At 61.8% G+C, this 11,348-nt stretch carries 11 protein-coding genes; 6 read left to right on the top strand and 5 right to left on the bottom strand.

Features of this window, described 5'->3' with window-relative positions:
* Positions 1-139 precede the first annotated feature (139 nt).
* From QMX86_RS24935 to QMX86_RS24925, 3 genes are read left to right on the top strand one after another with little or no spacing between them, the layout of a single operon-like run.
* Entirely contained in the window at positions 140-1,738 is a 1,599-nt protein-coding gene (locus QMX86_RS24935) for an ABC transporter permease subunit (protein ID WP_122705305.1), read from the top strand.
* Entirely contained in the window at positions 1,735-2,550 is an 816-nt protein-coding gene (locus QMX86_RS24930; protein WP_264364339.1) for an ABC transporter ATP-binding protein, read from the top strand. Before QMX86_RS24935 ends, QMX86_RS24930 begins: the two co-directional genes overlap by 4 nt.
* A gap of 14 nt (positions 2,551-2,564) precedes the next feature.
* Complete coding sequence (locus QMX86_RS24925) at positions 2,565-4,175, top strand: arylsulfatase (RefSeq protein ID WP_073471494.1); 1,611 nt, start codon at positions 2,565-2,567, stop codon at positions 4,173-4,175.
* Between the two features lie 178 nt (positions 4,176-4,353).
* Here QMX86_RS24925 and QMX86_RS24920 read toward each other — a convergent pair whose 3' ends face one another.
* Positions 4,354-5,424, bottom strand: a complete 1,071-nt coding sequence (locus QMX86_RS24920; RefSeq protein WP_282386671.1) for a fatty acid desaturase — start codon at positions 5,422-5,424, stop codon at positions 4,354-4,356.
* Positions 5,425-5,524: 100 nt separating this feature from the next.
* Here QMX86_RS24920 and QMX86_RS24915 point away from each other — a divergent pair, with 100 nt between their 5' ends.
* Positions 5,525-6,529, top strand: coding sequence for an AraC family transcriptional regulator (locus tag QMX86_RS24915; RefSeq protein WP_282386669.1), 1,005 nt, complete (start codon positions 5,525-5,527; stop codon positions 6,527-6,529).
* A gap of 3 nt (positions 6,530-6,532) precedes the next feature.
* Here QMX86_RS24915 and QMX86_RS24910 read toward each other — a convergent pair whose 3' ends face one another.
* The 4 genes from QMX86_RS24910 to QMX86_RS24895 form a co-directional block, all read right to left on the bottom strand.
* Entirely contained in the window at positions 6,533-7,756 is a 1,224-nt protein-coding gene (locus tag QMX86_RS24910; protein ID WP_282386667.1) for a type II toxin-antitoxin system HipA family toxin, read from the bottom strand.
* A complete protein-coding gene (locus QMX86_RS24905; RefSeq protein WP_282386674.1) occupies positions 7,749-7,997 on the bottom strand; it encodes a helix-turn-helix transcriptional regulator in 249 nt (82 codons plus the stop codon). Before QMX86_RS24905 ends, QMX86_RS24910 begins: the two co-directional genes overlap by 8 nt.
* Positions 7,998-8,109: 112 nt before the next feature.
* Positions 8,110-9,498, bottom strand: a complete 1,389-nt coding sequence (locus QMX86_RS24900) for a heavy metal sensor histidine kinase (RefSeq protein ID WP_282386665.1) — start codon at positions 9,496-9,498, stop codon at positions 8,110-8,112.
* Entirely contained in the window at positions 9,488-10,168 is a 681-nt protein-coding gene (locus QMX86_RS24895; RefSeq protein WP_282386664.1) for a heavy metal response regulator transcription factor, read from the bottom strand. Before QMX86_RS24895 ends, QMX86_RS24900 begins: the two co-directional genes overlap by 11 nt.
* 136 nt (positions 10,169-10,304) lie before the next feature.
* Here QMX86_RS24895 and QMX86_RS24890 point away from each other — a divergent pair, with 136 nt between their 5' ends.
* Both QMX86_RS24890 and uraH read left to right on the top strand, forming a co-directional pair.
* Positions 10,305-10,790, top strand: a complete 486-nt coding sequence (locus QMX86_RS24890; protein WP_041477439.1) for a heme-binding protein — start codon at positions 10,305-10,307, stop codon at positions 10,788-10,790.
* Between the two features lie 11 nt (positions 10,791-10,801).
* Positions 10,802-11,212, top strand: a complete 411-nt coding sequence (uraH, locus tag QMX86_RS24885) for a hydroxyisourate hydrolase (protein WP_042610175.1) — start codon at positions 10,802-10,804, stop codon at positions 11,210-11,212.
* Positions 11,213-11,348: the final 136 nt, after the last annotated feature.

The raw sequence follows: 11,348 nt of genomic DNA, 5'->3' as shown, positions 1-11,348 counted from the left end.
ACCCAATGTGGGAGCGAGCCTGCTCGCGAAGGGGCCATGCCAGCCGCCATCAATGCTGCCTTAAAACAGCCATTTCGCGAGCAGGCTCGCTCCCACATGAAAAGCGGTTCGCCATGCAACCCGACAACGGAGGTCACCCATGGCCCGTCAATCTCTGCTCAGCCTGCCGCTGGCCGCGCCGCCGCTGAAAAGCCGTCGCACCTGGCCGAGCCTGAATCAACGCCTGTTGCCTTGGCTGTTGCCCGTCAGCCTGTTCGTCCTGTGGTGGCTGGCCGCGCGCAATCAGTGGATGAGCGAGCAGATCCTGCCGGCGCCATCGCTGGTGTGGAGCAGCGCTGTGGAACTGGCCCAAGGCGAGTTGTGGAGTCATTTGTGGATCAGCCTGCAACGGTTGTTCTGGGGTTTGTTGGCAGGCGTTTCGGCCGGCGCGGTGCTTGGCGCCGCACTGGGTTTCAGTCGACGTCTGGAGCGCCTGGTTTTTCCGACATTCGCTGGATTGGCGCAGGTGCCGACGCTGGCGTGGATTCCGCTGTTCATGGTGTTTTTTGGCATCGGCGAACTGCTGAAACTGGTGGTGCTGATCAAGGCCATTGTGGTGCCGGTGACCTTGCACACACTGGTTGGCGTACGCGATGCACAACCGAAACTGCGCGAAGCCGCCGCCGTGTTGCGCCTGCCGCCGCGTCTGCTGATTCGGCGCCTGGTGCTTCCCGCTGCGCTGCCGGCGTTCATGGCCGGCGTGCGCCTGGCACTCGCTGCCGGCTGGACCTCGTTGCTGGCGGTCGAGCTGCTGGCCTCCAGCGAAGGCATCGGCTATCTGATGGTCTGGGCGCGGCAGTTGTTCATGCTCGACATCGTGTTCGTGTGCATCGTGGTCATCGGTCTGATCGGCGTGGCCATGGATCGCGGCATCGGTCTGCTCGACCGCAGACTGGTGCACTGGCCGCACCCGGCCACCGCGCAAATCACACGCGGCCCGCGCTATCAGGGCTGGCAGCGCCTGCAACCGTGGCTGTTGCCGCTGGGCTTGTTGGCGCTTTGGCAAACGGCCAATGATCAGCAGTGGGTCGACGCGAATATTCTGATCAGCCCTGCGGCTGTGCTGAGCACGACATGGGACGGACTGCTCGACGGCACGCTGGTCAACGGCATGGCGCTGAGCCTGAGCCGCACCCTCGGCGGCTTGCTGATCGGTGGCGGCCTCGGCTTCGCCCTGGGCTTGCTGCTCGGCCTGTCGCGTTTCAGCGAACGCCTGCTCGGCCCGACACTCGCCGCACTGCGGCAGATTGCGATTTTCGCCTGGGTGCCGCTGCTCACCGCGTGGTTCGGTCTCGGCGAACTGGCCAAGTGGGTGTTCGTCGCTCTCGCCGCCTTCTTCCCGCTGTTCGTCGCCACCCAGCGCAGCGTCGCCAACCTCTCGCCGCAACTCAACGAAGCCGCGCAAGTGCTGCGCCTGAGCCTCGGCCAGCGCCTGCGTCGACTGGTCCTGCCCGGCGCTGCGCCGGGGATCTTCGCCGGGCTGCGATTGAGCCTGATCTACGCCTGGCTCGGCACTATCGGCGCTGAATATTTCATGCCGTCCAATGGCGGCATCGGCAGTCAGATGATCGGCGCGCAGCAGCTGCTGCGTATGGATCTGATCATGGCCGGCATGCTGCTGGTCGGCCTCACCGGCGCCCTGCTCAACCTGATCGGCCAACGCCTGGAAATTCGCGCGACCCGCTGGAGACACGCATGAACGCACCGATTGTCAGCTTCAACCACGTAGGCAAATCCTTCGCCGTCAACGGTTTCGAACTGGAGGCGATTCGCGAATTCAACCTGGACATTGCCGAGGGCGAATTCGTCGCCATCGTCGGCTCCAGCGGCTGCGGCAAATCCACTTTGCTGCGTTTGCTGGTCGGCCTCGACACCGAGTTTCGCGGGCAGATCAGTGTCGATGGCAAGGCCGTCAGCGGCATCGGCGGCGAGCGCGGCATCGTCTTTCAGGAACATCGTCTGTTTCCGTGGCTGACGGTCGCCGACAACATCGGCCTGGGTCTGGTCAATGAACCGCTGAGCGGAGCGCAGAAGCAACAACGCATCAAAGACTTTATCGAGCTGGTCGGCCTCAGCGATTTCACCGCGGCCTATCCGCATCAACTCTCCGGCGGCATGGCGCAGCGCGTGGCGATTGCTCGCGGTCTCGTCGCCAGCCCGCGAATCCTGTTGCTCGACGAACCCTTCGGCGCCCTCGACGCACTGACCCGCCAGCAAATGCAGGACGAGCTGCTGGCGATCCGCGAGCGGGCACAGATCACCACGATTCTGGTGACCCACGATGTCGAGGAAGCGATTTTTCTGGCCGACCGCGTGGTGGTGATGGAGCCGCGTCCGGGGCGGATCAAGCAAGTGGTCGACATCGCCCTGCCGCACCCGCGCCAGCGCAGCAGTTACGACTTTCATCAGTTGCGCGAAGAACTGCTGCACGAGCTAACCAGTGATGACCATTACCAACCGAGCGCACCGGTGCAGATCCGCGATCTGCCGCTGACGTTCATTGCCTGCTGAACAGGAGTTTCGCGATGCCGCAACGTCCCAACTTTCTAGTGATTCTGGCCGACGACCTAGGCTTTTCCGACATCGGTGCGTTCGGCGGCGAAATCGCTACGCCGAACCTCGATGCGCTGGCCCACAACGGTCTGCGTCTGACCGATTTTCACACCGCCCCAACCTGCTCGCCGACGCGTTCGATGCTACTGACCGGCACCGATCACCACATCGCCGGCATCGGCACCATGGCCGAAGCGTTGACCCCGGAACTGATCGGCAAACCTGGTTACGAAGGCTACCTGAATGACCGCGTCGTCGCCCTGCCCGAGCTGCTGCGCGAGGCCGGCTATCAAACCTTGATGAGCGGCAAATGGCACTTGGGTCTGAAGGCTGAACTGGCGCCCCATGCGCGTGGTTTCGAGCGTTCGTTTTCACTGTTGCCGGGCGCTGCCAACCACTATGGTTTCGAGCCGACCTACGATGAGCAAACGCCGGGCCTGCTGAAATCCACCCCGGCGCTGTACATCGAGGACGATCAGTTTGTTGACGAGTTGCCGAAGGATTTCTATTCCTCCGATGCCTTCGGCGACAAGCTGCTGCAGTACCTCAAGGAACGCGATCAGACCCGGCCGTTCTTCGCTTACCTGCCCTTCTCCGCGCCGCACTGGCCGCTGCAGGCACCGGCCGAGATCGTCGAGAAATACCGTGGCCGCTACGACGCTGGCCCGCAAGTGCTGCGCCTCGAACGCCTGGAAAAACTCAAGGCGCTGGGCCTGATCGACGCGGACGTCGAGCCGCACCCGCTGATTCAGCTCAGCGCGCAGTGGGACGCCTTGAGCGATGAGCAAAAGCAGATTTCCGCACGAGCCATGGAGGTCTACGCGGCGATGGTCGAGCGCATGGACTGGAACATCGGCCGGGTCGTCGATTACCTGCGCCAGCAGGGACAGCTCGACAACACGTTTATCCTGTTCATGTCCGACAACGGGGCCGAAGGCGCGCTGCTGGAAGCGTTCCCCAAGTTCGGCCCGGAGCTGATGACCTACCTCAACCAGCATTACGACAACAGCCTCAACAACATCGGCCGGGCCAATTCCTATGTCTGGTACGGGCCGAACTGGGCGCAAGTGGCAACCGCGCCGTCACGCTTGTTCAAGGCTTTCACCACCGAGGGCGGGATCCGCGTGCCGGCGCTGCTGCACTATCCGCAACTGCCGCTCAAAGGGCAGATCAGCCATGGTTTCGGCACGGTGATGGACATCACCCCGACCATTCTCGATCTGGCTGGCGTGCGGCATCCGGGCAAACAGTGGAAAGGCAAAGCGGTGGCGCCACTGCGCGGCAAGTCGTGGCTGGGCTTCCTGTCCGGCGAAACCGCGCAGGTGCATGACGAGCACACCGTGACAGGGTGGGAATTGTTCGGACGCCGGGCGATTCGCCAGGGCTCGTGGAAGGCGGTGTGGATTCCCGGACCGGTAGGGCCAGCGACCTGGCAGCTTTATGATCTGGCGAGCGATCCAGGGGAGATTCATGATCTGGCGTTGAGTCAGCCGCAGAAACTCACTGACTTGATCGGGCATTGGCAGCGGTATGTGGAAGAGACCGGGGTGATCCTCAGTGCTTCGCCGTTTCAGCCGGATTGAACCAAGATCAAAAGCCCCCCTCACCCCAGCCCTCTCCCTGAGGGAGAGGGGGAAAGGGAGCAGATCTTCATGCTTTTCCAACCTGAGGTCGGCTCGAAATTTCAGGTCGATGTATCCAGCATAAACAGCTAGATCAGTCCCCTCTCCCCTGGGAGAGGGTTAGGGTGAGGGGCATCTGTCAGGCCTCCACCGCCTCCCCGGACACCACGTCCTCATCTCTGCGCACAAACCGGTTCGCCCGGCCAAACGTGCCGAAATCATTGAACCGCACACCCATCTCGCGCATGACCTTGTGCGCCACCGGCACAGTCATCTGACGAATGTAAAACGGCTCCTTGACCACGAAATGATGAATCCCGTGACTGCTGCCGAAGTTGAAGCAGAACGCTTGCAACGGCCACAGCCACCAAGGGTTCAGCACCTGGCATTGCTGCAGCACATTGCCCGGTTCGACGTCGCCGTAGTAATGCATGTTCGAGCTGATGAAGTGCAGGCAAAAAGTGCGCAGTACGTTGGGCCCGATGATCACCACGGCGGCGATATCGATCACCTGCATCACCGAAAGCGTGGTGGCCGACCACTCGATGGGCGAGCCGAGCAAATGCGCGATGCCATTGGCCGCGTGAAAGCCGAGAAACACATACCACGCGCCCCAGTGCAGCAGCGCCAGCGGTGCGTAGACCTTGAGCACGCGCTTGCCGATGCTCCACTTGTGCGCCCAGGTCTTGGCGCGCATCAGGCGGATAAAGGCCGACATCAGGTTGTCGCCAACCATCAGCAGACGGGCAAACCCCCACGGCTCGCCGTTGGTGATTGCGCGCTCTTCCATGTCGGCTTCAGTGCCGGAAACCTTGTGATGGTTGAGGTGCAGATGGCGACGGATCCACGGATTGATCGTGCTCGGCCGCGCCAGCCAGACCAGGCCCATCATCAGGTTGTGCGGCACGCGTTGTTTGCGGAAGTACATGCTGTGGATCAGGTCGTGTTCCAGCTCATGGGTCAGCGAGGCGAAAAACCCGTTGAGCAGCAGGCACACCCACCAAGCCATATCGCCAGTGATGTACAGCGCCGCCGAAGCGATCATCCCGGCCAGCGCAAACGCCAGAATCCCCGCACCGAGGGCATCCTGATGCTGAAGAATCGGGTAGCGCTCACGCAATTGCGCACCTTTGGCCAGCACCACTTGGCGAATATGTGCCGAGCGCTGCGCCGCATTCAGTCGTTCAGGGCTTGCAGAAGTACCGTCCATGCTTCCATCCTCGGGTCTAAGATGAATGCATCGTGCCTTGCCGGGGTTCGATCCGCGCTAGCCAAGAACGCCAACCTGTTGACCGGACGCGCCAATCCGCATGAAGGAACCGACCTCCCTTGCCAGCTGGACCCGCGCCTTGCGCAAACAACTCGACGCGCTCGGGCTGGACAGCCTTGCCTTGTGCCAACAGGCCGGGCTCGACCCAGCGCTGATGGACGACCCCAATGCGCGCTATCCGCTGTCCGGTACCACGCGCCTATGGGCGCTCGCCGTTGAAGCCAGCGGCGACCCGGCGCTGGGCTTGCGCGTGTCGCGTTTCGTCAGCCCGACCACCTTCCACGCGCTCGGTTATGCACTGGTGGCCAGCGGCAGCTTGCGCGAAGTGTTCGAACGCATCGTGCGCTATCACCCGGTGGTCAGCGATGCGCTGGAACTGGAGCTGAGCCGCAGCGAAGACCGTTATCAATTCCGCCTGAAAATTCCGCCCGGCAACCCGGCACCGGCCGTCGAAGCCATTGACGCCTTCGCGGCGATCTACGTGCGCACCTGCCGCAATCGCCTCGGCCGTAACTACGCACCGCTGGCGGTGTACTTGCGCCGCCCCGAACCGAGCGACGCCCAGCAATGGCACAAAGTCTTCCGCGCGCCGGTGCATTTTTGCGCCACCGAAGACCGCCTGGAATTCGCCCTCAGCGACTTCGACAGCCACCTCGACGACGCCAACCCGGAACTGGCCGAACACAACGAAGCCGTACTCAAACGCACCCTCGCCCAGCTCAAACCGCTGACCTGGGAGCGCAAGGTGCGCGATGCGATTGAAGAACAACTGCCCGAAGGCGAACCGAGCGCCGAACGCATCGCCCAGGCCTTGCACCTGAGCCTGCGCAGCCTGCAGCGGCATCTGGCGGATGAGGGCTGTCGCTTCGACACCCTGCTCAACGAAAGCCGCGAGAATCTCGCGCTGCTGCACCTGCGTGACCCGCAGTGTTCCTTGAGTGAAGTCAGCTATCTGCTGGGATTCGCTGACACCAGCAGCTTCAGCCGCGCGTTCAAGCGCTGGACAGGGATGACGCCGGGGCAGTTTCGGGATCAGTTGCGCTGAGTTTCAACTATTGCGCAGGCTGCGCGCCAGACCGGCCGACCATTGTTCGATCATTGCAGCGCCCACCTCCGCGAAGGCAGGATGATTTGCGATGTACTCCGCCATTTCGCCCAGCGCTTGCTGCACACCGTGCGCGACCATATGCAGTAACTGGTTACAACGCGCTTCACTCAGATTGCAGGCCGTACGACCAAACCTGGTAAGCATTTTATGCTTGGGCCACGCCTTCGGACCGCCCAACAGCAGTGCCATGCTATCGCTCTTGATGTACACCGACGTGGTGATGATGTCGTACGCCGGAGCCAGCCTGACCAATGAGTGCTCGCCACAATCCTCATAGAGCACGCCAAAGTTTTTCAGGTGGGCATCGCCGTTTTTCAATGCCGCCGATAAAGCGACAATCTTGAAGAAAGCTTCCAGTGCGTGCTTGAGTAATGAGGGCGAAACAAACGCCTTGATCTGCCGTGCGACTCCTTCGTAAGACCCATCGTATTTGGCTTTCGACGGCCAGCCGTTGAGCACGCAAAAGTCTTCGAAACCGAGGTATCCGGTGTCGCTCAAGTCAAAACGCTCGATGACGAGAAATTTGCCATGCTCGCTGAGTTCGAAATGCGGCACGTCGAGGCCACAAAGTTGCGCAGCGCGCAGGCAGAAAAATTCGTTGGTTGCCAGCTCGGGATACTCTTCGGCACGGAAGGCTTTGACCAGATGAGTCGAGCCTCGGTGCGTCAGTCGGTCTATTGCAGCGGCACTGTCACGCACCAACACTTTGGGCTGCACGCCTGAAACTCCGGAATACTGCCCGTAAGTCTGCAAAAGATCCTCGAACAAACCTTGCGCACCGTCATGAACCAACAATTCAGCCAGCGAGGTTTCAGGTGGACGATCAGTTGTCGATGCGCTCGCGATCGAAAGACGCCCGAGTTGATGCGGGCCGACGATACTTAGTAAAGCGAAGTCATCGAAGCCGCGCACGGCTTTGCTGAAACGCCGGACCAACGCATCGCGCAACGCACCTTCAGGAAGATTCATCTCGAATATCGGATGAATGCCGCGTTCACAACCATAACTTTCCAGGCGTGTCGGCATGGTCAGCGAAACGGCATTTTCATCAATCGCATCGTCCCGATAGCTGAACACGCTGTCGACATCTGCGTGCCCGCGCCCCAATCTTCCAACCTCATGGCCGCCGACGCAGACCTGCAAGCGGTCCAATGCCTCAGTCATGGAAGTTCACCTTGCGCAGCGTGTCGAGTGTCGGCCGTCGAGAGGCGCGGGGGATTGCGGCCAATTCGTAGCCGAATCCGTTAAGAATGGCTTCGACTTTGCGCAAACCGATTTCCGAGATCGTGTTGTTTTCAATCCCCGAGATTGTTGCGCGGCTCATGCCGTATTGCTGCGCCAAAGCTTGTTGGGACAGCTTTTCGGCCTTACGCAAGCATCTGATCAACTCGCCAATTTTTTCCATCACCGCCCCAAATGCATTGCTTACAATGCAAAATCCACCTAAAAAATTAAAATGCATCATAAACAATGCAAATGAATGAGCTTAGCGTAGATGGTCAGCCATCGCTAACGTCTTAACACGGCCCCGCAAACCCCAACTCAAACACCGTCCCCCCCACATCACTCCTCACCCGCACCTGCCCGCCATGCAACTGCATGATCGACTGCACGATCGCCAAACCCAGCCCACCCGAATCTCCCGGTTCCGCACGTGAAGGATCGACGCGGTAGAAACGGTCGAACAGTTTGCCCAGATGCTCTGGCGCGATGACCGGGCCGTGGTTGTGCACTTGCAGCCAGCACATACCCCGTTCATCGAAGCGTTGCAGACTGATCAGGGTGCCGGGGTCGGCGTGGCGTACGGCGTTGGCCAGCAGGTTGCCGAGGGCACGTTGCAGCAGTTGCTGGTCGGCGAGCAATTCGCCGTGCATGCGGTTTTGCAGTTGCAGGTCGCGGTCATCGGCCAGGGCTTCGAAGTAATCGCAGAGTTCGTCGCCGACGTTGCGCAAGTCCAGCGTGTGCAGATTGAGCGCACGTTCGGCCTGTTCGGCGCGGGCGAGGAACATCAGGTTCTCGGCCATGCGCTTGAGCCGTTCGAACTCTTCCATGTTCGAGGCCAGCACTTCCTGATATTCGGCCGTGCTGCGCGGATGGTTCAGGGCCTGGCCGTTGCTGGCCAGCAAGGTGTGCAGCGGCGTGCGGATTTCGTGCGCGAGGTCGGCGGAGAATTGCGACAGGCGCTGCACGCTGTCGTCCAGCCGCGCCAGCATGGTGTTGAGCGCGTGCACCGGCTCGCGCAGTTCGCTCGGCGTGCCCTCGGTAGGCAGGCGTCGATCGAGGCTGCGCAGATCGATGCTGCGCACCGCTTCACTCAACTGATGCAATGGCTGCAAGCCGCGCCGCAGCAGCAACAGGCCCAGAGCAAACGCGAGCACCGCGCCGAGGCCGACGGACAGGTACAGACGCAGGCGATAACTGCCGAGCATCTGCTCGCGCTCGCTGAGCACTTTGCCGGCGATCACCGTCAGGGTTTCACCGTTGGGGCCTTGGGCGTGGCCGGACAGCAAGGCCAGCTCGGCGCCGTCACTGGCCTGCCAGGTGAGCACGTCACGGCGCTGCGGCATTTGCTCTCGCGCTAATGCATTGAGCGCCGGCAATTCACGCTGGCGCGGGTTGATCGCGATCACGCTGGAGCCGTCGGCCCGGCGCACCAGCAACAGACTGTCGAGATTGCCGAGCATGTTTTGATACAGCCGTGGCCGTGCCTGCAAGGCGTCGAGGCTGTCGCTGTCGGCGAGCAAGGCGCGTACTTGCTCCAGGCGACCGAGCAGAGCCATGTCGTCACGAAAGGCCAATTCCGAGGCCAGCGAACGGTAGAGAAACACGCCGATTGCGCTCAGCACCAGCGCGCAGACCATGGCGAAGGCCAGCGCCAATCGCCAGGCGATCGACTTACTCCACATCGTCCGGCGCTTCCAGTTGATAACCGACGCCGCGCACGGTGTGGATAAGTTTCGGCATGTACGGATCATCAACCTTGGCGCGCAGACGCCGGACGGCGACTTCGACCATGTTGGTGTCGCTGTCGAAATTCAGGTTCCACACGTGCGAGGCAATCAGCGTGCGCGAAAGCACTTCGCCCTGGCGGCTGGCGAGCAGCTGCAAGAGGGCGAATTCCTTGTTGGTCAGGGCAATGCGCTGGCCGCCGCGACTGACCCGGCGGCGCAATACGTCGATTTCCAGGTCGGCGATGCTGTACGACTCGGCTTCGCGCATCGGCCCGCGTCGCAGTAGCGTGCGCACGCGCGCGAGCAACTCGGCGAAGGCGAAGGGTTTGAGCAGGTAGTCATCGGCGCCCAGTTCCAGCCCACGGACGCGGTCTTCGATGGCGTCCTTGGCGGTGAGAAACAGCACCGGTGTGGCGCCGCGCTGGCGAATCAGCTGGAGCAATTGCCAGCCGTTGAGGCCGGGCAGCATCACGTCGAGGATGATCAGGTCGTATTCCTGCTGCTCGATGAAATAGCGGCCGTCGAGGCCATTGAGCGCCACGTCCACGGCGAAACCCGACTCGCCCAGGCCCTTGGCGAGGAAATTCGCGGTTTTGGCTTCATCTTCTACGACCAGCAAACGCATGGCACACCTCGATTGATCAGGTACACAGGCTAGGCGTGTTCGCCGCCGTTGCCCATTACAAACTTGTAATCCGCCTGACGGGGTTCTGACGAAGTGCGCCGGTTAAGGTGCAGACCTTCCCATTCGGAGCCTGCACATGACCGTCAAATACCTTGTCGCCAGCCTGATCCTCGGCCTCAGCGGCGCCGCGAGCGCCACGCCAGAACTGCCGCGCCACGCCGATCTCGACCTGAAAACCGCACGCTGGCTGGCGGACAAGGCGATGAGCAGTTGCACCGGCACGGTGTCGGTACTCGACCGTGGCGGCAACCTGCTGGTGACTCTGCGTGGTGACGGCGTCGGCCCGCACAACACCGCCGCCAGCCAACGCAAGGCCTACACCGCGCTGTCGACCAAGACGCCGACGCGGCTGTTCGCCGAGCGCGCCCGCAGCAACCCGGAAACGGCCAACCTCAACACCCTCGATGAATTGCTCTTGCTCGGCGGCGGCATTCCGTTGTTCGCCGGCAGCGAACTGGTCGGCGCCATGGGCGTGGCCGGTTCCGGCGGCGGTGAGCAAGACGAAAACTGCGCCCGCGCCGCCGCCGACAAAGCCGGCCTGACCATCACCCGTTCCCACTAAGGAGATCCACCATGACCACCCTGCGCATGACCCTCGCCGCGCTCGGCCTGAGCGCTGTTTCCAGCCTGGCGCTGGCCGCCGGCAATCCGCTGAGCGTGCACGTGCTCAACCTGGAAAACGGCCTGCCGTCACCGGGCATCAACGTCACCCTGGAAAAACACGTCGGCGAAAACTGGCAGCCACTGGCCCAAGGCACCACCAACGAACAAGGGCGGATCGCCGAACTGTTCCCGGCCAAACAGCCATTCGAAGCCGGTGAATACCGCGTGGTGTTCAAGACCGGCGAGTATTACCAGAAGATCAAGCATGAGACGTTCTTCCCGGAAATTCCGGTGATCTTTCAGGTCAAGCAGACTGATCAGCACTACCACATCCCGCTGCTGCTGAGCCCGTACGGTTTCTCGACCTATCGCGGTTCGTAATCCAAACACAGATCCTTTGTAGGAGTGAGCCTTTGTGGCGAGGGGATTTATCCCCGCTGGAGTGCGCAGCAGTGCCTTTTTCAGGGCCGCTTCGCGCCCCAGCGGGGATTAATCCCCTCGCCACAGGTGCCAGTTC

Origin of the sequence: Pseudomonas sp. PS01270, assembly GCF_029959775.1 — a bacterium.
Taxonomy (GTDB): Bacteria; Pseudomonadota; Gammaproteobacteria; order Pseudomonadales; family Pseudomonadaceae; genus Aquipseudomonas; species Aquipseudomonas atacamensis.
This window is presented reverse-complemented; position numbering and strand designations above follow the sequence as displayed.